Annotated in this window: 17 protein-coding genes and 1 pseudogene; 8 read left to right on the top strand and 10 right to left on the bottom strand. The window is 71.7% G+C overall.

The window, feature by feature from the left end:
• Positions 1 to 5 precede the first annotated feature (5 nt).
• Positions 6 to 599, bottom strand: a complete 594-nt coding sequence (locus tag ACNQOV_RS08245; protein WP_416394096.1) for an acyltransferase — start codon at positions 597 to 599, stop codon at positions 6 to 8.
• A gap of 102 nt (positions 600 to 701) precedes the next feature.
• Between ACNQOV_RS08245 and ACNQOV_RS08250 the strand changes: the two genes are divergently transcribed.
• The gene (locus ACNQOV_RS08250; protein ID WP_402265340.1) at positions 702 to 1,598 is read left to right on the top strand and encodes a hypothetical protein; all 897 of its coding nucleotides are present in this window, start codon (positions 702 to 704) and stop codon (positions 1,596 to 1,598) included.
• 135 nt (positions 1,599 to 1,733) lie between these two features.
• Here ACNQOV_RS08250 and ACNQOV_RS08255 read toward each other — a convergent pair whose 3' ends face one another.
• The 7 genes from ACNQOV_RS08255 to ACNQOV_RS08285 all read right to left on the bottom strand — a co-directional run bounded on the left by ACNQOV_RS08255 (position 1,734) and on the right by ACNQOV_RS08285 (position 11,315).
• Entirely contained in the window at positions 1,734 to 2,921 is a 1,188-nt protein-coding gene (locus tag ACNQOV_RS08255) for a glycoside hydrolase family 1 protein (RefSeq protein ID WP_416394110.1), read from the bottom strand.
• A gap of 28 nt (positions 2,922 to 2,949) precedes the next feature.
• Positions 2,950 to 3,822 (bottom strand): alpha/beta fold hydrolase, encoded by an 873-nt coding sequence (locus ACNQOV_RS08260; protein ID WP_416394097.1) that lies wholly within the window; start codon positions 3,820 to 3,822, stop codon positions 2,950 to 2,952.
• The gene (locus tag ACNQOV_RS08265) at positions 3,819 to 5,615 is read right to left on the bottom strand and encodes an ABC transporter ATP-binding protein (RefSeq protein ID WP_416394098.1); all 1,797 of its coding nucleotides are present in this window, start codon (positions 5,613 to 5,615) and stop codon (positions 3,819 to 3,821) included. The genes ACNQOV_RS08260 and ACNQOV_RS08265 overlap by 4 nt, the downstream gene beginning before the upstream one ends.
• Positions 5,612 to 6,562: an ABC transporter permease gene (locus ACNQOV_RS08270; RefSeq protein ID WP_416394099.1), complete on the bottom strand. Its 951-nt coding sequence runs from the start codon at positions 6,560 to 6,562 to the stop codon at positions 5,612 to 5,614. The genes ACNQOV_RS08265 and ACNQOV_RS08270 overlap by 4 nt, the downstream gene beginning before the upstream one ends.
• On the bottom strand, positions 6,559 to 7,539 hold the full coding sequence (locus tag ACNQOV_RS08275; RefSeq protein WP_022907212.1) for an ABC transporter permease: 981 nt from the start codon (positions 7,537 to 7,539) through the stop codon (positions 6,559 to 6,561). The genes ACNQOV_RS08270 and ACNQOV_RS08275 overlap by 4 nt, the downstream gene beginning before the upstream one ends.
• On the bottom strand, positions 7,536 to 9,275 hold the full coding sequence (locus tag ACNQOV_RS08280; protein WP_416394100.1) for an ABC transporter substrate-binding protein: 1,740 nt from the start codon (positions 9,273 to 9,275) through the stop codon (positions 7,536 to 7,538). Before ACNQOV_RS08280 ends, ACNQOV_RS08275 begins: the two co-directional genes overlap by 4 nt.
• 975 nt (positions 9,276 to 10,250) lie before the next feature.
• A complete protein-coding gene (locus ACNQOV_RS08285; protein ID WP_416394101.1) occupies positions 10,251 to 11,315 on the bottom strand; it encodes a LacI family DNA-binding transcriptional regulator in 1,065 nt (354 codons plus the stop codon).
• Positions 11,316 to 11,560: 245 nt separating this feature from the next.
• Here ACNQOV_RS08285 and ACNQOV_RS08290 point away from each other — a divergent pair, with 245 nt between their 5' ends.
• Positions 11,561 to 11,716, top strand: a complete 156-nt coding sequence (locus ACNQOV_RS08290; protein WP_022907498.1) for a hypothetical protein — start codon at positions 11,561 to 11,563, stop codon at positions 11,714 to 11,716.
• Positions 11,717 to 11,922: 206 nt separating this feature from the next.
• On the opposite strand, the gene ACNQOV_RS08295 is transcribed toward ACNQOV_RS08290, so the two are convergent.
• Complete coding sequence (locus tag ACNQOV_RS08295) at positions 11,923 to 12,624, bottom strand: GntR family transcriptional regulator (RefSeq protein WP_416394102.1); 702 nt, start codon at positions 12,622 to 12,624, stop codon at positions 11,923 to 11,925.
• 107 nt (positions 12,625 to 12,731) lie between these two features.
• On the opposite strand from ACNQOV_RS08295, the gene ACNQOV_RS08300 reads away from it, so the two are divergent.
• On the top strand, positions 12,732 to 13,880 hold the full coding sequence (locus tag ACNQOV_RS08300) for an MFS transporter (RefSeq protein ID WP_042723774.1): 1,149 nt from the start codon (positions 12,732 to 12,734) through the stop codon (positions 13,878 to 13,880).
• Between the two features lie 167 nt (positions 13,881 to 14,047).
• On the opposite strand, the gene ACNQOV_RS08305 is transcribed toward ACNQOV_RS08300, so the two are convergent.
• Positions 14,048 to 15,205, bottom strand: coding sequence for a hypothetical protein (locus ACNQOV_RS08305; RefSeq protein WP_416394103.1), 1,158 nt, complete (start codon positions 15,203 to 15,205; stop codon positions 14,048 to 14,050).
• Between the two features lie 193 nt (positions 15,206 to 15,398).
• On the opposite strand from ACNQOV_RS08305, the gene ACNQOV_RS08310 reads away from it, so the two are divergent.
• From ACNQOV_RS08310 to ACNQOV_RS08330, 5 genes and pseudogenes are all read left to right on the top strand, one after another.
• Positions 15,399 to 16,763, top strand: a complete 1,365-nt coding sequence (locus tag ACNQOV_RS08310; RefSeq protein ID WP_416394104.1) for an extracellular solute-binding protein — start codon at positions 15,399 to 15,401, stop codon at positions 16,761 to 16,763.
• Positions 16,760 to 17,677, top strand: a pseudogene (locus tag ACNQOV_RS08315) (carbohydrate ABC transporter permease); the annotation flags it as partial. The gene ACNQOV_RS08310 and the pseudogene ACNQOV_RS08315, both read left to right, overlap by 4 nt.
• A 176-nt stretch (positions 17,678 to 17,853) precedes the next feature.
• On the top strand, positions 17,854 to 18,789 hold the full coding sequence (locus tag ACNQOV_RS08320; protein ID WP_416394105.1) for a carbohydrate ABC transporter permease: 936 nt from the start codon (positions 17,854 to 17,856) through the stop codon (positions 18,787 to 18,789).
• Positions 18,786 to 21,800 (top strand): glycoside hydrolase family 2 TIM barrel-domain containing protein, encoded by a 3,015-nt coding sequence (locus tag ACNQOV_RS08325; RefSeq protein WP_416394107.1) that lies wholly within the window; start codon positions 18,786 to 18,788, stop codon positions 21,798 to 21,800. Before ACNQOV_RS08320 ends, ACNQOV_RS08325 begins: the two co-directional genes overlap by 4 nt.
• Positions 21,801 to 21,921: 121 nt before the next feature.
• A complete protein-coding gene (locus tag ACNQOV_RS08330) occupies positions 21,922 to 23,865 on the top strand; it encodes an Ig-like domain-containing protein (protein WP_416394108.1) in 1,944 nt (647 codons plus the stop codon).
• Positions 23,866 to 23,873 lie beyond the last annotated feature (8 nt).

Raw genomic sequence — 23,873 nt, forward strand, 5'->3', positions numbered from 1 at the left:
TCGATCTAGTCGCCGGCTGCGGAGAGCCGGAAGCGGTCGCCCGTTGCGGGGCAGGTCAGTGCGTCGCCTGCGGAGGCGACGAGTCGGGCACCGGTGCGTCCGACCCAGCCGATGCGGCGGGCCGGCACACCGGCGACGAGTGCGTGGTCCGGGACGTCGTGGGTCACCACGGCACCCGCGGCGACCATCGCCCAGCGGCCGACGTGGACCGGGGCGACGCAGATCGCGCCGGCGCCGATCGACGCGCCGTCCTCGACGACGACGGCGGTGGGCTGCCAGTCGGACGCGTCCTGCTTGGTGCCGTCGGGGTTGACGGCGCGGGGCACGTTGTCGTTCGTGAGCACGGCACCGGGGCCGATGAAGACACCGGCGCCGAGGACGGCCGGGCCGTAGACGAGGGCGGCGTTCTGGATCTTGCAGCGGGCGCCGACGACGACGCCGGCGCCGATCGTCACCCCGCGACCGACGAGGGTCTCGGCGCCGATGACGGCACCGGCCTCGACGTGCGAGCCGTCCCAGACGCGGACGCCGTCGCCGAGCGAGGCGGTCGGCGCGATGGTCGCGGTCGGTGCTGCGGAGGCGTTCGGGTGCGAGGGCATCTGCTGTTCCTGTCTCTCGTGGCTGCCCTCCAAGATTACATATCGGTATGAGAAATATCAAGTGCGATTCCAAAGCACGTGTGATGCCCCTAAGGTCGACGTGTGCGATGGAGTCGAGTTGGCTGGCCCGCCGTCGGGTACGTCTCCCTCGAGGACGTCGACGGCTACCCCGAGCACCTCGCGCGCCTGGTCACCGACGCACCGCCCTCGATCGCCGCGCTCGCCTCGGTGACGTGGAGCGAGTCGCGCGTGCAGAGCTGGCGGATCGAGGAGGCCGGCCGGCACGGGGACGCCGGCGTCGACGCGACACCGACCCACACCGTGCACGCGGTCTTCGTCGTGCGGAACGACGAGGTCCTGGACACCCCGGACGGCCTCTGGCGGCGCTGGAACCACGCGCGGGTCTCGCTCCGGTTCGACCGGGCCGTGCTCGACCCCGGCGACACGGACGCACTCGACCTGCTGGCCGGTGACGTCCACGTCTCACGCGGCGAGATCGCGCACGTCGACGCGGACGTCTGGGAGCTCCGGCTGCTCGTCTCCCCGACCGGCGAGCTCGCCGTCCACTTCCGCGACGTCGTGATCGAGGTCCGGCCGGTGGACGAGGCGGTCTGGTCCGACCTCGAGCGTCGCCCCGTGCACGGCTGGCGGGGCCCGGTGCCGGACGGCTGGGTCGAGTGGGCGACCCCCGCGGTGCGTGCGGCAGCGCACGGCGACGTCGGCGGGCTCTCCCTGGCGCTGGACGGCATCGGTCAGGACCCAGCCGGGATCGACGAGGTCGACCCGCGGTGGGGCTTCGCGCCGTTGCACGCCGCGGTGTGGTTCGACAACCGCGGCACGACCGAGGCGCTGCTGGAACGCGGGGCGGACGTCCGGGTCGAGGACGCCGCGGGGCGGACCGCGATGGACATCGCCCACGAACGAGGTGCGCGGAAGGCGGAGGAGGTCCTCCTGGCCTGGTTCGACCGGCCGGCGCACGACACGGACCAGGGCGACTAGGGCGAGACGGGAGGCGCGGTGGCCGCCCGCCCCCCCCCCCCCCCCCCCCCGCCCGGGGCCGCGCACAGCGGGGGGGGGGGGGGGGGGGGGGGCCCCCCCCCCCCCCCCGCCTCCCGTCCGCTGTCCGGTCGCTGCTCAGACGGTGAGCGCGTTGGCGGCGGCGACCCGCCCGTACCAGTGCGCCGAGTCCTTCGGCGTGCGCTCGAACGTCTCCGGGTCCCAGGCGACGAGTCCGAAGGTCGGGCGGAAGCCCGACGCCCACTCGTAGTTGTCGAGGAGCGACCAGTGCTGGTAGCCGAGGACTTCGATGCCGTCCTCGATGCAGCGGTGGATCCCCTCGAGGGCGCCCTGCGTGTAGGCCACCCGGCGGGAGTCGTCGGCGGTGGCGATGCCGTTCTCGGTGATCATCAGCGGGACGTGGCCGGAGAGCTCCCACGCGCTGCGGAGTCCGTCGGCCGAGGCCTCGGGGTAGAACTCCCAGCCGGTCAGGGTCGTCTCGACGTCATCGGCGACGGGCAACGGGCCGGACGGGCCGATGAAGGTGCGGGTGTACGCCTGGACGCCGAGGAAGTCGTCCCCGGCGGCGTTCTCGAGGTACCAGTCGTCGCGCGGGTACCCGTACTCGCGGAGCATCTCGTCGGCACCCGGCTCCCCGTTCGACCGGAACGCCTGCGTCGCGATCGTCCAGCCGGACTGCAGGTCGGACACCTGCGAGAGGACCTCTCGCGACCGCTTGTGCGAAGCGAGCAGGGCGTCGGCGACGCCGAGGTCCGGGTTCGGCAGGCCGTATGCGACGAGGTTCCGGGCATCCTCTCCCCCGGCGAGCATCGCGGCGATGTTCGGCTCGTTGATCGTGCAGACGTAGCGCACGCCGTCCTGGACGACGGGGAGGGCCGCCTCGGTGTAGCGGGCGAACAGGTCGGCGGCGTCGGGGGCGCGCCAGAAGCCGTCGCGCTCGAACCAGCGGGGAACGGTGAAGTGCATGAGCGTGACGATCGGCTCGATGCCGAACTCGTGGCAGGCCTCGACCATGCGGCGGTAGTGGTCGATCTCCGCGCGGGACACGAAGCCACGCTCGGGCTCGATGCGCGCCCACTCGATGCTGAACCGGTAGGAGTTCAGGCCGAGGTCGGCGGCGATCCGGATGTCCTCGCGGTAGCGGTGGTAGCTGTCCGCCGCGTCCCCGGAGGGTTCGACGATGGTGGTGTCGGGCTCGTGCTCGTGCACCCACCAGTTGCTGTTGACGTTGTTGCCCTCGATCTGGTGGGCGGCGGTGGCGGCGCCCCAGAGGAAGCCGTCGGGGAACTGCAGCGTGGTGATGATGGTGCCTTTCGGTGCGTGCTCGGTCAGGTCAGTGCTGACTCATGAAGGTGTCGAAGACCGCGAGCGTCGCCGTCGGGTTCTCGACCTGGGGACCGTGGTAGCTCTCCGGGATGACCTCGTAGGCGGCGCCCGTGTCGAGCGCCATCTGCCGCTGCCACGGGATCGGCCAGGCGCCGTCCCACTCGCCGTGCGTCACGAGCACCGGCAGCCCGGTGGCGCGGAGCTCGGCGGACGAGTCGGTGTGGTCCTCGAGGATGTGCCCGCCGGCGACGACGCTCGCGGGGTCGTGCGCGTCGAAGCGGTCGCGGACGAAGCGGGGGTCGTCGGGGAGCTCCTCGTCGGGCCGGTACGCCCAGAGCGGGTTCGTCGAGTCGAAGAGCTGGCGGAGGTTGCCGGCGGTGTCGTGCAGGATCGTCAGCTCGGTCACCTTGCGGTAGGGCCAGCCGTACGGACCGGAGCAGAACTGCACGACGTCGCGGAACGCGCTCGGGTCGGCGATCGCAGCCTCGCGCACGATCACGCCGCCGAGCGAGTGGCCGATCAGGTGCACCGGCGCGCCGTCGTCGAGCAGTCGTGCCACCCGGACGACGTCGGCCGCTTCCTCGTCGAGCGTGTAGCCCGCGGGTCCGGACGCCCGCGCCGAGTCGGCCTGCCCACGCCGGGTGATCGCGACCGCGGTCCAGCCGGCGTCGCGGAGGAGCGGCATGAACGTCCGCCAGTCCTCCTTCGACCCGGTGTACCCGGGGACGACGAGCACGACGCCCTTGCTGGGCCCGGACGGCACGACGCGGTAGGCGGTGAGCCGACCGACGGGGAGGTCGATGCCGACGACGTCGACGCCGTCGGGGGTGGGCAGGTGGCCGAACGGCGGGACCGTCGGGAAGTCGTGGAGGGTGCTCATGCCAGCAGTGTCCTCCGCGGGTTCGGCACGGCGTCGAGCAACGCCACGGTGTAGTCGTCCTGCGGGTGCTGCAGCACCTCGGCCGTGTGCCCCCGCTCGACCACGGCGCCGTCGTGCAGCACCATGATGTCGTCGGTGATGAGGCGCGCACTCAGCAGGTCGTGCGTGATGTAGAGGAGCGAGACGCCCCACTGCTCGCTGAGGTCCTCGAGCAGGGCGAGCACCCCGGCGCGGAGCGTCACGTCGAGCATCGAGACCGGCTCGTCGGCGATGATGACCTGCGGGTCGCTCGCCAGCGCCCGGGCGATGACCACGCGCTGCCGCTGGCCGCCCGAGAGCTGGTGCGGCAGCTTCTGCGCGAACTGCTCCACCGGGGTCAGGCCGACGGTCTCGAGCAGCTCGAGCACCCGCCGTCGGGCATCGCGTCCACGGAGGTCCGTGAAGTTCGCGATCGGCCGGGACAGCGTGTACTCGACCGTGTGCAGCGGGTTGAGCGCCGAGTACGGGTCCTGGAACACCATCTGGACCTCGGAGCGGAGGTCCTTGAGGCCGCGGCGCCCGAGCTTCGCGACGTCCGTGTCGCCGAACCGGACCGTGCCCGACGTCGGCTTCTCGACGCCGGTCAGCAGCTTCGCGATCGTGGACTTGCCCGAGCCGGACTGCCCGACGAGGGCGAGCGACTGCCCGGGCTCGAGGGTGAACGACACGTCGCGCACCGCCTGCACCGGCTGCTCGCCGCGGCGGGGTGCCGGGTACGTCTTCACGAGGTGGTCGACGACGATCGGGTTGCGTGCCGCACTGCGCTCACGGGACCCGACCGTGCTGAACGAGCTCGTCGTCTCCTGCCGCGTCGCCCCGTCGGACGAGCGCTGCGACCGATCGGGGAACCCGGGCAGGCTCACGACCTCGGCGCGCGGGTCGGCGTAGTGCGACAGCAGCATCTTCGTGTAGTCGTCCTGCGGGTCGCGCAGGATCTCCTTCGAGCCGCCGTCCTCGACGATCCGCCCCTCGTGCATGACGAGCACGCGCTCGGTCGCCTCGAGGACGATGCCGAGGTCGTGGCTGATCAGGATGGCCGTGAACCCCTCGGACTGCTGCAGCTCGATGATCGTGTCCATCACGGCGTGCTGCACGAGGACGTCGAGCGCGGTGGTCGGCTCGTCGAACACCATGAGCTGCGGTTCCAGCGACAGCGCGAGGGCGATCGAGACGCGCTGCCGCATGCCGCCGGAAAGCTCCCCGGGGAACCGGGCGAGCATCGACGTCGGCAGCTTCACCTTCTCGATGAGCTCCTTCATCCGGGCGTCCCAGCGGTCCCGCGACACGTGGCCGTGCGCCTTGAACACGTCGATGAAGTGGTTGCGGATGGTCCGCACCGGGTTGAGCGCGTTCATGCCGGACTGCAGCACCATCGCGAAGCCGCCCTGGCGCTGCTGCCGGAGGGCTTCCTCGTCGAGGTCGCGGATGTCGTGTCCGCCGAAGACGATGCTGCCGCCGTTCGTACGCGCCGGCGGTTTCTGCAGTCGGGTCAGCGCGTAGCCGAGGGTCGACTTGCCCGAGCCGGACTCGCCGACCAGGCCGACGAACTCGCCCTTCCGCAGGCTGAAGGACACGTGGTCGACGGCCTGGACGGCCTCCTGGCCGGCCGATTCGTACACGACCGACAGGTCGCGGACGTCCAGCAGGACGTCCTGCGTCACGCTCGTGGCGCGGTGCGGGTCGGACGGGAGGCGCGTGGCGGCGCCGTTCCGCGCCTCCAGGCCGTCCGATGCGTGCGTGGGTGCGCCGCTCATGCGGTGGCCTCCTTGCGCTTGCGACGCGCGCCGTCGCGCAGTCGCGGGTTGGACACGGCGTCGACGCCGAAGTTGATCAGGGTCAGGCTCATCGCGAGGAGGGCGATGCAGAGACCCGGGGCGAACAGCAGGATCCACTGGCCGGTGAGCAGCGCGTTCGAGTTCTGCGCCCAGTAGAGGATCGTGCCCCAGCTGACGATGGACGAGTCGCCGAGTCCGAGGAACTCGAGGCCCGCCTCGGCGAGGATGGCGCTCGTCGCCGCACCGAAGAACGAGCCGACGATGAGGCTCGTCATGTTCGGGAGGATCTCGCGGAACACGATGCGCGTCGCGCCGTCGCCGGAGAACTGGGCCGCGGTCACGAAGTCACGACCGCGGAGCGACTGCGTCTGGCTGCGCAGGACGCGCGCGCCCCAGGCCCAGCCGGTGACCACGATCACCGCGATGATGACCGCGATGCCGCCGTTCTGCAGGTACGCCGCGATGACGATCATGAGCGGGAGGCCCGGGATGACGAGGAAGAGGTTCACGATGAACCCGATGACCTCGGCGATCCAGCCCCGGACGTAGCCCCAGCTCAGGCCGATCGCGACCGCGACGAGCGTGGACAGCAGGCCCGCGACGGCGCCGACGAGGACCGAGATCCTCGCGCCGTAGATGATCTGGGAGAGGACGTCCTCGCCTGCGGCGGTCGTGCCCATCCAGTGCGCCCAGGTGGCGTCGGCGCTCCGGGCGAACCCGTTCTGGCTCGCGCCGTAGGGGGCGAGGAGCGGGGCGGCGAGCGCGACCACGACGAAGACGCCGAGGATGATGATGCCGATCCGGGCCTTGGTGTTCGACCAGACGACGCCGAACTGGCGGGCGGCGGCCTTGAGCTTGGACGGGGCTGCTTGTTCTTGCTGGGTGCGTACTGCCACCGTCGTGTCCGGTGCTTTCGTCGTGGTCATCGGCGCGTCCTCGGGTCCAGGACGCCGTACAGGACGTCCACGATGAAGTTGGCGATGAGCACCGACACGGTGATCATCAGGAAGAGGGCCTGCATGAGCGGGTAGTCCTGCCCGATCACGGCGTTGAACAGCAGGTAGCCGATGCCCGGGTAGCCGAACACCTGCTCGACCAGGACGGACCCGCCGACCACGCCACCGAGCGCCAGACCGAAGCCGGTCAGGTTCGGCAGGATCGCGTTGCGCGCCGCGTACCGGACCGCGACCGTGCGCCCGCGCAGGCCGTTCGCCTCGGCGAAGGTCACGTAGTCGTCGCCGAGCGTGTTGATCATGGCGTTGCGCATGCCGATGATCCAGCCGCCGAGGCTCGTCACGAGGATCGTGACCGCCGGCAGGACCGCGTGCTGCAGCGCGTCTCCGAGGAACGCCCCGCTGAGGCCGGGGGTCGTCGTCGCGGAGTAGGCACCCGTGGTCGGGAACCAGTGCAGGACGTAGCCGAGGAAGAACAGCAGCAGGAGCGCCGTCCAGAAGTAGGGGAACGTCGACATGAACGATCCGGACAGCGTCGGCAGGGAGTCGAGCCAGGTGCCGCGCTTCCACGCTGCGCCGACGCCGATGAGGGTGCCGAGGACGAAGGCGAGGATCGTCACCACGCCGACGAGGATGAGCGTGTAGGGCAGGGCCTGGGCGACGAGGTCACCGACGGGCTGCGGGTAGAACGTGTAGCTCGTGCCGAAGTCGAGGGTGATGACCTGGTGCAGGTAGCTGACGTACTGGTCCCAGAGGTTGCCGCTCGGGACGCCGAGCTGCGCCTCGATGGCCTTCTTGGTGGCGTCGGTGACGGGCCCGTTCTGGCTGAGCTTCGCCAGTGCGGCGTCGGTCGGGCTGCCCGGCATGAGTCGCGGGAGCACGAAGTTCAGCGTGACCGCGGCCCAGAGGGTCAGGACGAAGAGGACGAGTTTCTGGAGGATGTACTTCACTGCTGGTCCTCCTGGGCCTTCTGCTCCTGCAGGATCTGCTTGCCCGCTGCGCTGTCACGGAGCCGCAGCTTCGAGAAGATCAGCAGCGGAGCCGAGTCGTAGTTCTGCGGCGCCATGTACGGGTCCTCGGCGCTCGGCCAGCCGACGAACTTGCCGGTGTTGAACAGGCCCCAGAGTCCGCCGTAGTACATGCCGATCACGGGCAGGTCGTCGTACACGATCTCCTGGAGCTGGTCGAGGATCTCCTGCTGTTTCGCGGTGTCCGTCGTCGCCTTGTACTCGTCGAGGAGCTTCTGGGTGACGGCGTTCTGGTACCGCTCGTAGTTGTTCACCGTCGACTTGCCGACCGGCTGGTAGAAGTCCGAGCTCAGCAGCGAGTTGAACGCCTGGTAGACGTCGCCGTTGCCCATGCCGCCCATCGCCATGTCGAACTGACCGTTGTTGAGGTTCGACTGGTAGCCCGCGGGCTGCGGCGCCTGGATCGACACCTTGATGCCGATCGCCGTGAGGTTGCGCTGCACGGTCTGCGCGGCACGGAGCCAGTCCGAGTAGCCGTTCGCGGTCATGATCGTGATCGTGAGCTGCTTGCCGTCCTTGACGAGCTTGCCGTCTTGCTCGGTGTAGCCGGACTTCGCGAACGCGCGCTTCGCGGCGTCGACGTCCTGCGCGACCAAGCCCTTGTCGGGGATCGATCCGTTGAGGTACTGCTCCTGGTTCGGCAGGATCAGGCCCGTCTGGCCGGCTGCCGCCAGGTTGCCCTCGGTGGCCGTCTCGGCGATGTCGTCGCGGTCGAGTGCGAGCGAGATGCCCTTCCGGACGTTGACGTCGTTGTACGGCGCCTTCGTCAGGTTCGGGATGAGGCCGATGACACCGCCGGCGGGGAACCACCAGGTGTTGGTCTTCGACGCCGCTCCCCAGGTGCCCTTCACGTCGGAGATGAAGGAGTACGCCCAGTCGTAGCCGCGCGTGACCGTGTCGAGCTGCGTGTTCGTCGCCGGGAGGATGAGGTGCTTGATGGCGATCTTGTCGGCCTGCCAGTACCGCGGGTTCTTGTCCATCGAGTACTGCTGGTCGGTGTAGTTGCCGAGCACGAACGGGCCGGTCCCGACGGGGTTCGGGTCACGCCACGTCGTCGGGTCCTTCACGCCGCCGTAGTGCTTCGCACCCAGGATGTACGTCGCGCCGATGATGTTGAGGCTCGGCACGTCGTCGCTCTTGAGGTGGAAGACGACGTGGCCGTCCTTGCTCTCGATGCGGTCGATGTGCTGCCAGGCGCCCTTGACGTCCATCGCCGGGAACTTCTTGAGCAGGTCGAACGTGAAGACGACGTCCTTCGCGCTGAACGGCGAGCCATCCGACCACTCGACGCCCTTGCGGATCGTCATGTCGATCGTGCGGGCGTCCGGCTGGCTCCAGCTGCTCGCGAGCCACGGGGTGCCCTTGCCGTCGAGCGGGTTGATCTCGATGAGCGGCTCGTACATCCACTTGCTCGCCGTGCGGGCGTTGGCGATGTACGGGTTGAAGTTGCGGTCGAACAGCGGGTTGCCGTGGTCCGCGTTGATGAGCATGGTGTCCTTGCCGATGCTCGGGTCCGGCTGGGAGCGGACCTGGATGCTGCAGCCGGTGGCCGCGAGGGCCACGACCGCGATGCCGGCGATGGCCGCGATGAGGCGGCCTCGCCGTCCCCGGCGGGTGCCCGGGGCGCGCGCTGGGACGCGCTGTGGGGGAAGCGTCATTGCTCGGTCGACCTCCGTGTCGAGTCGGTACGGAGACAATGTATGCGCTTACATCGCGGCGCGCAACCGTGCGGGTTGTTTCCCGGGGCGGTACGGGTGCGGGGCGGAGGTGTGCGCGGAGCCGGGTGGATGCGGGGGTGGGTGGGTGCGGGGCGGGCGCGGGTGGCGGGCGCGGGTCCAGCGCGAGGCCGGGTGGGCGCGGCGCACCGTGCGGGCTCCATCGGCCGGTGCGAGGTTGCACGCTGTGTGCGGCGCGACAGGGCCGCACACAGCGAGCAACGCCGCACGGGATGAGCACGGCGGCACGGTGCGGCGAGCGCGAGTGCGAGTGCGAGTGGGCGCGGTTGCGGACTTGGGTGCTGGCGCCCCGGCGGAGAGACGCTCGGTGCAGCCGGCGTGGCGCACGGTGCAGGCCCCGTCGGTCGGTGCGGCCGGTGCGGCTCACCGTGCGGGCCCCGTCGGTCGGTGCGAGGTTGCACGCTGTGTGCGGCGCGACAGGGCCTCACCCAGCGGGCAACGCCGCACGAGATGAGCACGGCGGCGCGGTGCGGCGAGTGCGAGATGCACGAGGCCGCGATGGGTGGACGGGTCGATCGAGACGCGAACGGGCAGCTGGGGCCAGGAGGCGCGGTGCAGCCCCGCCTCGCACCGTGCGCGGTTGCGGGGTCGAGTGACGCGGCGCCGGTGCGGGCTTCGTCGGCCGGTGCGGGGTTGCGGGGGCGGTCGATGCGGCGCACGGTGCGGGACTCGCCGGCCGGTGCGGGGTTGCGCGCTGCGTGCGGCGCGACAAGGTCGCACCGAGCGGGCAACGGCGCACGGGATGAGCAAGGCGGCACGGTGCGGCGCGCGGGAGGAATGGCCGAGCAGTACCCAGCGGCGCGCGGGAGGGACAGCCAGCAGGAGGACCGGCCAGCGGGAGGACCGGCCGGCAGGAGGCGCGGGAGGAGCGGCGAGCGGGCGGGCGGACCCGGCGGGCTAGAGCGCCGGGGGGCAGCTCTCCCGCAGCAGCACCTCGACCGGCAGGCGCACCGCCCGCGGCGGCCCGTCGCGCCGCTCCAGCCGGTCCACGATCGCCCGCACCGCGGCACGCCCGAGCTCCCCCATCGGCTGGTGCACGGTGGTCAGCCGGGGCGACGAGAACCGCCCCGCGTCGATGCCGTCGAAGCCGGTCACGACGAGGTCGTCCGGCACCCGGACGCCCCGCGCCCCCGCGGCGTCGAGCACGCCGAGCGCCGACTGGTCGTTCGAGCAGACGATCGCCCGCGGGACGGCGTCCCCGTCGAGCAGCTGCGCCGCGAGCTCCCGGGCCCGCGCACGCCCGAAGTCGCCGTGCACGACGCGCACCGACGACGCCGGGACCCCGTGGTCGTCGAGCGCCTGTCGGAACCCGGCCGAGCGCTCCATGTCGTCGGGTGAGTCGATCGGCCCCGCCAGGTACACGAGCGACCGGATGCCGAGCCGCCCGATGACGTGCGCGCCGAGCGTCCGCATACCCGCGGCGTTGTCGACGCTCACCGAGTCGAAGCCGTGCGAGCGCCGGTCGTCCGCGAGCACGACGACCGGGATCCGGCGGGCGACGTGCTCGAGCAGGTCGTCCGGGACCGTCTGCGCGAGGACCGCGAGTCCGTCGACCCGGCCGGCGACGTCGTTGACGATGACATCCCGGGAGGAGCCCCGCCCCGCCGCCACCATCAGCGCGAGCCCGCGCTGCCAGGCCTCGGTCTCGGCACCGCGCAGGACCTCGTCGAAGTACAGGTTGGAGGAGAACGGCTGCGTCACGTGCCGCCGGTCGTCGACGACCCGGACACCACCGTCGGTCACCAGGTCCGGCCGCTCGTCCGGCACGACGTCGAACCCCGGCAGCAGCAGACCGACCACGCCGGTGCGCTTGCCCGCGAGCGCGCGTGCGTTGCCGGAAGGGACGTACCCGAGCGTCCGGATGGCCGCCTGGACGCGGTCGCGAGTGCCCTCACGGACGGCGTCGGGCGTGCGGAGCACGCGCGACACGGTGGCGATGGAGACGCCCGCCGCGGATGCCACGTCGTAGACCGTGGGAGGTGCGGTGCGCTGCTCGGCCAAGCCGTGCCTCCCGTCCGACGTCCGCTGCTCGCGTGCCGCGAGCCGCGCGGCCGGACCATCCTAGGCATGGAGCCCACCGGGACTTTCCCACATGTGCCGGAAACCCCTTGCGCGATCCGGACAAGGCGCGCCACACTGTCACGACCTCAGCACGTCCCGTGAGGAAGCGCACCGCCACGGTGCCCACACACACAGGAGAAGACGCGATGTCCCAATCGACACGGTCCGGCAGCAAGAGCGCGATCCGGCTCACCACCGACGAGGCCGAGGTGCGCGACGCACTGCTCGACCACTCCGACGGCGGCAACGCCTGGATCTTCGACCAGATCGACTCGGCCGAGGACGGCGCGACGAAACCGTAGCGGTCCGCGGAGGCGCGGTGCGGGTCCGCCGCGCACCGCGCCAGACCGGACGGTCGCGCCCAGACACGTCCGTCCCGTCAGCGTGCGGTCGGCATGCGTCGCGTCAGCGCGCGGTCGGCAGGTGTGTCGCGTCAGCGCCCGGCCGGAAGGTCCGTCGCGTCACCGCCCGGTCGGCACGTCCGTCGCGCCGACGCCCGGTCGGCGCGTCAGCGTTCGGTGCTGCCCACGATCGCCATCCCGGCACCCCGCAGCCGCCGGCGCTCCTGCGCGATCCACGCCAGCAGTCGATCGTTCGTGCCCGCGACGTGTGCCGCCAACAGCTCGGCCGCGCGGTCGGCGTCGCCTGCGCGCACGGCGTCGATGATGGCGCTGTGCTCCTCCCACGCCGCGTCGCGTGCCTCGGGCGTGCGCACCTCGATCCACCGCGTGCGCTCCAGGCGGGTGAGCGCGTCGGCGATGGCGTCGGTGATGAACCGGTTGCCGCCGAGCGCTGCGAGGTCGAGGTGGAACGTCGAGCCCATCCGGATGCCGGCCTGCCGGTCCGGGGTCGGTCGGAGGCTGTCGAGGTGCGCGCGGACCTCGTCGAGCTGCGCGCCGGACGCCCGCTCCACGGCGAGCCGGGCGGCGGCGGGCTCGAGGACGCCCCGGAGTTCCGCGAGCGACGCGATCTCGTCGAGGTCGATCGGCGTGACCGTCCACGAGCGCCCCTCGTGCAGGATGAGCCCCTCGCGCTCGAGCCTCGAGAGCGCCGCCCGGACCGGGGTCCGCGAGGCGTGGAACCGCGCTTCGAGCCCGCGTTCGGAGATGCGCTCCCCCGGGGCGATCTCGAGCGTGAGGATCGCGGCACGGAGGTTGTCGTAGAGCTGGCTCGTCTGCGACACGGGCGCTGGTTCGGTCGTCTCGGTCACGGCGATCCAGCCTAGCGGCGTTCGGGTCCGGATGGTATACCGTTGTGGTATACCAATCAGTTCCACGACGGGACGACTCCGTGACCTCCACCACGCGCGCCTGGACGATGCTCGCTCTCGGCGTCGCCGCCCAGGCGGCCGGCACCCTCGTGGTGTCCGCACCCGCCCTGCTCATCCCGTTCCTGCACGCGCACGGCACGCCGCTCGCCCTCGCGGGGCTCCTCGCCGCGGCACCGACGTTCGGCATGGTCCTCACGCTCATCGCGTGGGGTGCGGTCACCGACCGCATCGGCGAACGCGTGGTCATCGCGGGCGGGCTCGTCCTCACGACCCTGGCGGTCGTCGGCGCCTGGGCTGCTGCGGGCAACCCCGTGCTGCTCGGCCTGGCCTTCCTCGCCGCGGGCATGACGAGCGCCTCGACGAACGCCGCGAGCGGCCGGGTCGTCGTCGGGTGGTTCCCGAAGGAGCGGCGCGGACTGGCGATGGGGATCCGGCAGATGTCGCAGCCCCTCGGGGTGACGCTCGCGGCGGTCACGGTCCCGCAGCTGGCCGAGGCGGTGGGCCTCCGTGCGGCCCTCGTCCTGCCGATCCTGCTGTGCGCCGTGCTCGCCGTCGCCTGCGCGATCGGCATCCGGAACCCGCCGAGGCCGTCCCGCGCCGAAGCCCCGGTGGCGCACGTCGCGAACCCGTACCGCGCGGACGGCTTCCTCTGGCGGATCCACGCCGTGTCGGTCCTGCTGGTCGTGCCGCAGTTCACGCTGTCGACCTACGGGCTGGTGTGGCTCGTCGGCCTCGGCTGGTCGACCCCGGCCGCCGGGCTGCTCGTCGGCGCCTCGCAGTTCGTCGGGGCGATCGGCCGGATCCTCGTCGGCGCCTGGAGCGACCGCGCCGCGTCCCGGGTCGGCCCCCTGCGGATCGTCGCCGTGAGCGCCGCGGCGGTGATGGGGCTGCTGGCCCTGGTGGACGCCACGCACCTCGCGGCCGCCGCGGTGTTCTTGGTCGTCGCGACGAGCGTGACCGTCGCGGACAACGGCCTGGCATACACGTCGGTCGCCGAGGCTGCCGGACCGTTCTGGTCGGGACGCGCGCTCGGGGCGCAGAACACCGGGCAGTTCATCGCGGCGAGCGCCGTCGGCCCCGGGATCGGTGCGCTCGTCGGGGCGGTCGGGTTCGCGGCGTCGTTCGGGGTCGTCGGGGTGCTGCCGCTGCTGGCGCTGCCGTTGGTCCCCCGGCGCGACCGGTCCCTGCAGGACTGAGACTTCCCAGAACGCTTGCGATGGGGAGCCGGAACGGGCGTACCGGGTCGAACGGATCGACCAGGGACGCCCGTTCCGACCAGGTACGCCGGTTCCGACCAGGTACGCACGTTCCGACTGGGCGCGCTCGGGAGCGGGCCCGCGACCGGGCCCGCCCCGGGCCGGGATCAGGCGGGGACGGCCGGACCGACCGGCCACCGCAGCAGCGCGGCCGCGGCGACCCCGCCCGGCAGCGACGCGGCGTTGACGAGCACGAGCTCCGCGTCGGTCAGGACGGCCGCGCGGACGAGCGCGCACACGGCCGGTACCGCCCCGATCACGGGCGTCCCGCCGGCCTGCTCCGGCGCGGTCGCGACCCACGGGGCTCCGGCGAGCGCGAGGAGCGTCTTGTCCCCGACGGCCACCGCGTCGAGCGCGACGACCGCGCCCTGCGCCTGCTGCAGTGCCCCGACGACGGCGCCGAGCCCCGTCACGGCGAGGTTGTCACCACGGCCGACGTGGGTGCGGAGCAGCTGCTCGAGGTCGTGCCGTCGGGTGGCCACCACACGGGCGAGAGCGGTCTCGACGTGCTCGACGAAGGCCTGCTTCGACGCGGCGTCCGCGCGGGGGTCCCCCGGGAAGACGGAGGTGAGCCCGCGGGTCTCCGACGACAGCGCCTTCACGAGGAGCTCGCGTGCGGTGACGTCCCCGGCCACCACGACGAGTCCCGGCCGGAGGGTCCGGACGGCCTCGTCGACGGCAGCCGCGGTCTCGGCGGAGTTCTGCTTCCAGATCTCCTCGGTGTGCTGCTGCCAGTGCGGCTGCTTCCAGCCCGTCCCCGCCTTGGCGTAGTGCAGCGTGTCGTTGTGTCCCTGCACCTGCTGCTCGTCGTGCGACAGCGGTGCGTGGCCGAGTCGGTAGGCGCGGAACGCCCCGCCCTCCTTGCCGGCGTGGACCACCAGGAACGGCAGGTCGACCGGACGGTGGGCGACCAGCGGGACGAGGTCGGGGACGTCGCCGACCCCGACGGACTCCGGGCCGTGCAGCGTGCCGGGGAGCACCTCGCTGATCACGAGCGTGCCGTCGTGCACGAGGACGTACCGGGTGACGGGCGACGGGACCCCCGGTGCCTGCTCGAACTCGCCGGCGACGAGGTCGACCACGTCGTCGACCGCGCCCTGCTTCCGGAGCGCCTCCTCGACGACACGGAGCCGCAGCGCCGCCTGCCGTCTCGGGTCGTCCACGTTGCCGGAGACGTCGGCGTACGCCCAGGCCCAGGTCCCACCGCCCTCCAGCCGCTGTCCCAGGATCTCGTGCAGTTCACTCGTCGCGTTGGTCGACGTCATGGCAGCTCCTCTCGGACGGTCGCCGGGGCTGTCACGAACCCCGACGTTTCGTGTGCGCCCACACTCCACCTGTTCGGCCCTCGTCGCCCACGGCCCGGAGCGAACACCCAGAGTCTGCGTGAAAGTACAGCCCTGCTCGGTTTTGTGGTTGGGTGGAGGGCACCCCGATCGACGACGAACCGGAGTCCAGGCAATGCGGCCACAAGCGAACCGAAGCGCGATATCGAGACGACAGCTGTTGGGCTTCGGCCTGGGCACCGCTGCCGCCGGACTCCTGGCCGGGTGCGCCGTGCCGGGCTCCACCAACGTGAACAAGGCGGCACTCATCCCCGCCGCGCCGAGCGGGCAGAAGGTCGAGCTGACCTACTGGGCCTGGCTCAAGGACCTGCAGAAGGTGTGCGACGTCTGGAACGAGTCGCACCCGGACATCCACGTCACGGCCAACTGGATCCCCGGCGGCAACAGCGGCGGCTACCAGAAGATGTACTCGGCGCTCGCGGCCGGCGGTGGCCCCGACATCGGCCAGGTCGAGCTCCGCCAGATCCCCGAGTTCATGCTCGCCAACGGCCTCACCGACCTCGCCCGGTACGGCGCGAAGGACTTCGAGTCGAAGTACGACGACGCGGCCTGGGCGCAGGTGTCGTTCGTGGACGGCATCTACGGCATCCCGCAGGACACCGGCCCGATGGGCTTCTACTACCAGACGGCGATCCTCGAGCAGGCCGGCGGCGAACCCCCGACGACGTGGGACGAGTGGCGCGACCTCGCCGAGAAGGTCCGGTCGACCGGGGCCCAGAACTACCTCGAGGTCTTCCCCGTCGCCGACGCCTCCCCCTTCGCCGCGTACGCGCAGCAGGCCGGCGCCCGGTGGTTCAAGGTCGACGGCGACGAGTGGGTCGTCGACATGACCGACGACAAGACCATGATGGTCGCCGACTTCTTCGACGGCGTCATCGACGACAAGCTCGTCGACACGAGTGCCGGTGCGTACTCCCCCGGCTGGTACGCCGCGGCGGCGAGCGGCAAGATCGCCGCCGTCACGAGCGCGAGCTGGGGCGACGCCCTCATCGAGTCCGTGCAGGGCGGCGAGGGCAAGTGGAAGGTCGCACCGATGCAGAAGTGGGGCGACACCGGGTTCGGGTCGAGCGCGATCGGCGGCTCGACGGCCGCCGTGCTCGCCAACGCGAAGCACCCGAAGGAAGCGCTCGAGTTCATCACCTGGATGACGACCTCGAAGGAGGGCATCGACGCGATGATCAAGTACTGCGGCATCGGGTGGTCGCCCGCCAAGGACTACATCGGCAGGCAGCGTGAGCAGCCGAGCAAGTGGTTCTCCGGCCAGAACTACAACGAGGACGTCTTCGTGCCCGCATCGCAGGAGCAGAACGTCGACTGGTCGTGGTCCCCGGTCACGCAGTCGGCGTTCACGAGTCTGCAGAACCAGTTCCGCCGCAAGCTCACCAGCGGCCTGAAGCTCACCGACGCGGTGGAGCTCGCCCAGAAGGAGATCGTCCAGTCCTTCAAGGACAAGGGCCTGAGCGTCAGGACGGCACGATGACCACGACACAGCCGAAGAACGGCTTCCGCACGAGCACGAAGGCCACGGTCGCCCAGAAGCGGGCCCCCTGGATCCTGCTCGCACCCTTCCTCGCCCTGTTCCTGCTGACGTTCATCATCCCGATCATCAGCGCGCTGTTCCAGTCGTTCACGACCGTCGACCGCGAGGGGCTCTTCGGCGAGGACGGCGTGGTCGGCCGGTTCGCCGGGTTCGACAACTACGCGATCGCGCTGCAGGACTCCGGCTTCGTCGCCTCGATCGGCCGCATGCTGCTGTTCGGCGTCGTGCAGGTCCCGGTGATGATCATCGCCTGCACGATCCTCGCGCTGCTGCTCGAGTCGGCGAGCGCCCGCTGGCCCGGGTTCTTCCGTGCGATCTACTTCATGCCCTACGGCGTCCCCGGGGTCATCGCGACGATCCTCTGGTCGTTCCTGTACGTGCCCGGCCTGTCGCCGATCGTGTCGCTGCTGCAGGGAATCGGCCTGCAGCCGGACTTCCTCGGCGCGAACAGCGTGCTGTGGTCGATCGCGAACATCGTCACGTGGACGTACACCGGCTACAACATGCTCATCATCGTGGCCCAGCTGAAGTCCATCCCCGGCGAGGTCTACGAGGCCGCCAAGGTCGACGGCGCGAACGCGTTCCAGGTCGCCTGGCGGATCCAGATCCCGCTGATCGCACCGGCGCTCGTGCTCACGACGGTCTTCTCGATCATCGGCACCCTGCAGCTCTTCGCCGAGCCGCAGATCCTGTCCACGGTCGCCCCGGCCATCGACACCGAGTACACGCCGAACTACGCCGCCTACACGAACGCGTTCGCCTTCAACGAGTACGGCGTCGCGAGTGCGCAGGCGGTCATCATCGCGCTGGCCGCGTTCATCCTGTCGTTCGCGTTCCTCGCGTTGACGAACCGTCCGCCGAAGAACGAGCGGGACCAGAGGAAGCGCGCCAAGCGCGACGGCCAGGAGGCGCGGCGCGCCCTCCAGACGCGCGTCGCCACCGCCGACGGGTCGCGTCCGGCGACCGGCGTCGCGAACCGCAGCACGACCACCGGGGCCGCACCGCGCCTCCGGGCCGAGGGGGACAACCGATGACCAGCGAAGCCGTCCAGGCGCCTGCCACCGCGAAGACCGCGGTCCCGGTCGACACCACGTCGATCTCGGCGCACCAGCGCCGCAAGCTCGACCGCTCCGGCAGGTCGCAGATCGTGGTGACGGGCATCCTCGTCATCGTCGCGATCTACTTCCTGGTCCCGCTGTACTGGGTGGTGATCGCCGCGACGAAGACCACCGGGGCCCTGTTCGCCACGAACGGGTTCTGGTTCGGCGGCGACTTCGCGCTCTTCAGCAACCTGCAGCAGGTCTTCACGTACGACGGCGGCATCTTCGTCCGCTGGATCGCGAACAGCATCCTGTACTCGGGCGTCGGAGCGGTCCTCGCGACCTACTTCGCGGCCGCAGGCGGGTACGCGCTCGCGAAGTACGAGTTCCGCGGTCGGCAGGTCGTGTTCGGCACGATCCTCGGCGGCGTGCTCGTGCCGGGGACCGCGACGGCGCTGCCGCTGTTCCTGCTGTTCTCGACGCTCGGGCTGACCGACACGTACTGGAGCGTGCTCATCCCGAGCCTCGTCTCGCCGTTCGGCCTGTTCCTCTGCCGCGTGTACGCCACGGCGTCGGTGGACACGGCGCTCCTCGAGCAGGCCCGCATCGACGGTGCCGGCGAGCTCCGGATCTTCCACACGATCGTGCTGCGGCAGATGACGCCGGCGCTCGTCACCGTGTTCCTGTTCCAGGTCGTCGGCATCTGGAACAACTTCTTCCTGCCGCTCATCATGCTGGCCGACCAGAAGCTCTACCCGATCACCCTCGGGCTGAACAACTGGCGCTCGCAGGTCGACCGGCTGCCGGAGTTCTACCAGCTCACCACCGGCGGGGTGCTCGTCTCGGTCATCCCGCTCGTCATCGCCATCATCGTCCTGCAGCGCTTCTGGCGCGGGGGCCTCACGGAAGGATCGGTCAAGGGTTGACCATCGCCGCACTCTCCTCCACCGCACCCGGCTCCGACACCCGGCTCGCCCCTCGGGCCTGGCTGCACACGGACGCTCCCACCCTGTCGCTGAACGGCGAGTGGGACTTCCGGTGGTCACCGGTCGCGGACGTCCCGGACCCGGGTCCGGAGGACGAGTGGGGCACCATCCCGGTGCCGTCGCACTGGGTCCTGCACGGGCACGGCGCGCCGAGCTACACGAACCTGCAGTACCCGTTCCCGATCGACCCGCCGCACCCGCCGGAGGAGAACCCGACCGCCGACCACCGCCGCACGTTCACGGTGCCGTCGTCCTTCGACGCCACGGCCCGGGTGCTGCTCCGGTTCGACGGGGTGGAGTCGCACTTCCGGGTGTGGGTGAACGGCGCCCTCATCGGATGGTCGACCGGGTCGCGGCTCGCGACCGAGTTCGACGTCACGTCCGTGCTGCGACCGGGGGCGAACGAGGTCCGTGTCCGCGTGCACCAGTGGTCGGCGGCCTCGTACCTCGAGGACCAGGACCAGTGGTGGCTGCCGGGCATCTTCCGTGACGTCACGCTGGTGGCGCGGCCGACGGCATCGATCGACGACGTGTTCGTGCGGGTCGGGTGGACCGCCGTGCTCGGGGACGCGGCGAGCGCCGGGACCGCGGCGTCCGGCAGGCCGTCCACCGGCACCGGAACGATCTCCTTCCCGACGCTGGACGCGGCGTACCCGGTGCGGTTCGCGGTGCCGTCGCTCGGCGTGGACGTCGTGTGGGCGGGTCCCGACGACGTCGCGCCGATCGAGGTCGACGGCGTCGAGCCGTGGAGCGCCGAGCTCCCGCGGCTGTACGACGCGACCCTGTCGACCGGGACCGCTGCCGGTGGGAGCGCCGGCGGTGAGACCGTGTCGCTCCGGCTCGGCTTCCGCACCGTCGAGATCGTCGGCGACCGGTTCCTGGTGAACGGCGAACGGGTCGTGTTCCACGGCGTCAACCGGCACGAGACGCACCCCGTGCGCGGGCGGGTCTTCGACGAGGAGCACGCGCGCGCGGACATGGCGCTCATGAAGCGGAACAACGTCAACGCGATCCGCACCTCGCACTACCCGCCCCACCCCCGCGTGCTCGACCTCGCCGACGAGTTGGGCTTCTGGGTGATCCTGGAGTGCGACCTCGAGACGCACGGCTTCCTCTTCACCGACTGGGTCGGGAACCCGTCGGACGACCCCGACTGGCGCGACGCGTACCTCGACCGCATCGCGCGGACGGTGGAGCGCGACAAGAACCACGCGTCGATCGTGATGTGGTCGCTCGGCAACGAGTCCGGGACCGGCCGGAACCTCGCCGCGATGGCGCAGTGGGTGCACGACCGCGACGACGAGCGTCCGGTCCACTACGAGGGCGACTACACGGGCGAGTACACCGACGTGTACTCGCGGATGTACCCGACGCTGCAGGAGACCGAGTCGATCGGCGGCGGTCCGGCCACGCCCCTGCTCGGCTGCGGCCCGGCCGAGGCGGCCCGGCAGCGGTCGAAGCCGTTCATCCACTGCGAGTACGTGCACGCGATGGGCAACGGTCCCGGGCAGATCGCCGAGTACGAGGCGCTCGTGGACACGTACCCGCGCCTGCACGGTGGGTTCGTGTGGGAGTGGCGGGACCACGGGCTGCTGGCGCACACGCCGGACGGACGGCCCTACTACGCGTACGGGGGCGACTTCCACGAGGTCGTCCACGACGGCAACTTCGTGATGGACGGCCTCGTGCTGCCCGACGACACCCCGACGCCGGGGCTGGCCGAGTTCGCCGCGGTCGTGGCGCCGATCCGACTGTCCGCGTCGGACACCACCGTGCTCATCGAGAACCGGTACCACTCGGCGTCGACCGCGGGACTGCGGTTCCACTGGACCCTGTCGCGGAACGGCGTGGTCGAGCACGAGGGTCGGTTCGCCCCCGGCGTCGTCGCGGCACGCTCGTCCGCCACCGTCCCGGTGCCCGACGCCGTCCTCGACGCCCGTGCCCGGACGCTGGCTCCCGGCGAGGAACTCTGGTTCGACGTCACCGCCGAACTCGCCGGCCCGACGGCCTGGGCGGACACCGGCCACGTCGTGGCACGCACCCAGACGCTCGTCGCATCGCGCGCGGCGGACGTCCCCCGCGCCTCCCGTCAGGGGTGGGACGGCGACCGACTCGGCGACGGGACCTTCTCGGCACGGGGCGACCTGGTGTCCTGGAAGGGACACGAGGTCGAGGGTCCGCGCTTCGAGCTCTGGCGCGCACCGACCGACAACGACAGCCTGGCGTCGCAGGGCGGCTACGAGACCGCCGACCCGGTGCTGACGCACGGCGTCGGCGACCCGGACGCGCCGGCCTCGGCGACCCGCTGGCGCCAGCGCGGACTCGACCGGCTGACGCACCGGCTCGTGTCGGTGGACCGGACCGCCACCGGCCTCGAGCAGCGGGTGCGCGTCGCGGCGGCGAACAGCGGCTGGGGCGTCGACGTGACGCACCGCTGGACCCGGACGGACGAGGGGCTGCTGCTGCAGACCGACGCCGTCCCGTTCGGCGCGTGGGACGTCACCTGGCCGCGCATCGGGGTGCGGTTCGACCTGCCGACCGCTCTGACGGACCTGGACGCCACCTGGTTCGGGACCGGGCCGTTGGAGTCCTACGCGGACTCGTCGCACGCCGCACGGGTCGGCCGGTTCACCGCACCGGTCCGATCACTCGGTGTCGAGTACTCGCGCCCCCAGGAGAACGGACACCGTCCGGCCCTGCGGTCGCTGTCCGTCGGCGAGCTGACCGTGTCCACCGTCGGGCGGCACCGCGCGGGCTTCACGCTGACGCCGTGGACCGCGCAGCAGATCGACCGCGCGGAGCACCCGTACGAGCTGCCGGCGTCCGACCACCTGTACCTGTACCTCGACTTCGCGCAGCACGGCCTCGGGTCACGCGCGTGCGGCCTCGACGTGCTCCCGGAGCACCAGCTCTGGCCGCAGGCGTCCTCGTGGAGCGTCGTCCTCGGCTGATCGCAGTCCGGAACTCACATATCTGATACATATTCCTTGCGCGCCCCGCGGGCGTCGGGAAGGGTCGTCTCCGCACCACAGCAGAGAGGACCCCATGCACAACACTCCGAGGCGCGCCGTCGTGAGCGCCGCCCTGACCGCCCTCGTGGTGGTCGGCGGCGGCCTCGCGGCGACGGTCACCACACCCTCCCCCGCGCACGCGGTCGTGCCCTTCCCGGTGTCCGACCCGTTCGCCGGGTTGCCGCTCGGCACGACCATGCCCGCCGGATGGACCCGCATCGCCTCCGACGACGACCAGGCGACGATCGTCGACCACGGCCCGGCCGGGCGGTGGCTGCGACTGACCGACGACACGAAGCGGGTGAGCTCCGCGGTGTTCGACGAGTCGCCCTACGACTCCAGCCGGGGGCTGAGCGTCGCGTTCGACGAGCGGATGTGGAGCACGACGGACACCGGGTACGCCGACGGCATCGGGTTCTTCCTGCAGGACGCCGCCGTCCCACTGGAGTCGATCGGCCCCGTCGGCGCCGGCCTCGGTTACCACGACGGGACCCGACCGTGCGCCGACGGCCTCGACGGAGGCGTCGTCGGGGTCGGCTTCGACCGGTTCGGCAACTTCGCCCGGCCCGACGTCGTGCCGAACGCGGTCACGATCCGCGGGGCCGAACGCGACTGCTACCCCGTCCTCGCGACCACCGGGGACCTCGGCGAGGGGTTCCTCGAGGACCGTGAGACCACCGCAGCGGCCGCGACCCACCGGCACGTGCAGATCGACGTCCTGCCGACCGACGCCGACGGCATCCGGGTGCGGGTCGCGATGTCCGACCCCGTCGCCCCCGACGCCGTCCCCGGTGCGCTCCGCGAGATCGTCACCGCCGAGCTCCCCGGGACGTCGCTGCCCGACCGGCTGCGCTTCGGCTTCAGTGCGTCGACGGGCGGTCGGTCGCAGTTCCACGAGATCCGGGGGCTGCGGGCCACGCAGCCCACCGACGTCGTGACGACCGCCCGGACCCTCACCGACCAACCGGTCCGCGCCGGCGCGGACGCCGTGTTCGAGGTGCGGTCCGAGAACCACGGACCCGCCACCATCGGCGGCGCGGCCGACGCGCTCGCGCGCACCGTGGCGGTCACCGCCGGCGTGCCGCTGACGGACGTGCGGTGGACGTGTCGCGCGGACGCCGGGGCGACGTGCGCGTCCCCGAGCGGCACGGGCGCGGAGGACGCCGACTGGGCGGGGCCGCCCGGGAGCGGGATCACGCTCACGGTGCGGGGCACGGTGCCCGTGACGACCCGCTCGGGACGGTGGACGCTACCGGTCGAGAGCGTCACCGACTTCGACGCCGGCCGGCTCGACACGGCACGCTCGGCGATCGCGCTCGACGGGTCGGTGAGTGACGTCGACCTGACGAACAACGCCGACACCGCCGCGTTCGAGGTGGTCCTGCCCGAGGCCGTCGCGGTCGACGACGAGGGCACCGCGGAACCGGGTCGGCCGCTGACGATCGACGTCCTCGGCAACGACCCGCTCGACGGGAGCGCGGCGGACCCCGGCTCGCTGCGGTTGAGCGGCGACGGGATCGACGGGGCGGAGCTCTCGGCGGACGGCAAGCGGCTCCGGGTCCCCGGCGAGGGTGTCTGGACCGTCGGCGCCGACGGACGGGTGACCTTCACGCCGGAGCCGACGTTCTCCGGATCGGCCACCCCCGTGCGGTACCAGGTGACGACGGACGCGGGGCAGACCGTCGTGGCGACGATCCGGGTCGCCGTGGAGTCGGGCGGGTCGGTGGTCGTCCCGCCGTCGCCGTCGCCGACCGCGGTGCCGTCGCCCGCGCCCGGGACCGGCACCGGTTCGGGCACGGACACCGGCGCGACGGGAGCCGGTGCGGGGACCGGGTCCGTCGTCCGAGGGGCGGCTGAGCCCGCGGGTAGCCGGGGTGCGCTGGCGTACACGGGGGCGTCCGGGCGGAGCGTCCTCGTGACCGGCGCGGTGGCGGCGCTGCTGCTGGCGGCGGGCGCGTGGATCTCGGTCGCGCGGCGGCGGCGAGCGGCGGCGGCCGGGCGCTAGCGCTGTCT

It is taken from the genome of Curtobacterium sp. LFS084 (assembly GCF_047977705.1).
Lineage (GTDB): Bacteria > Actinomycetota > Actinomycetes > Actinomycetales > Microbacteriaceae > Curtobacterium.

Coding starts and splice junctions, on each gene's coding strand:
- ACNQOV_RS08245 (WP_416394096.1), bottom strand. CDS start 599: ATGCCCTCGCACCCGAACGCCTCCGCAGCACCGACCGCGACCATCGCG.
- ACNQOV_RS08260 (WP_416394097.1), bottom strand. CDS start 3,822: ATGAGCACCCTCCACGACTTCCCGACGGTCCCGCCGTTCGGCCACCTG.
- ACNQOV_RS08265 (WP_416394098.1), bottom strand. CDS start 5,615: ATGAGCGGCGCACCCACGCACGCATCGGACGGCCTGGAGGCGCGGAAC.
- ACNQOV_RS08270 (WP_416394099.1), bottom strand. CDS start 6,562: ATGACCACGACGAAAGCACCGGACACGACGGTGGCAGTACGCACCCAG.
- ACNQOV_RS08280 (WP_416394100.1), bottom strand. CDS start 9,275: ATGACGCTTCCCCCACAGCGCGTCCCAGCGCGCGCCCCGGGCACCCGC.
- ACNQOV_RS08290 (WP_022907498.1), top strand. CDS start 11,561: ATGTCCCAATCGACACGGTCCGGCAGCAAGAGCGCGATCCGGCTCACC.
- ACNQOV_RS08300 (WP_042723774.1), top strand. CDS start 12,732: ATGCTCGCTCTCGGCGTCGCCGCCCAGGCGGCCGGCACCCTCGTGGTG.
- ACNQOV_RS08305 (WP_416394103.1), bottom strand. CDS start 15,205: ATGACGTCGACCAACGCGACGAGTGAACTGCACGAGATCCTGGGACAG.
- ACNQOV_RS08310 (WP_416394104.1), top strand. CDS start 15,399: ATGCGGCCACAAGCGAACCGAAGCGCGATATCGAGACGACAGCTGTTG.
- ACNQOV_RS08320 (WP_416394105.1), top strand. CDS start 17,854: ATGACCAGCGAAGCCGTCCAGGCGCCTGCCACCGCGAAGACCGCGGTC.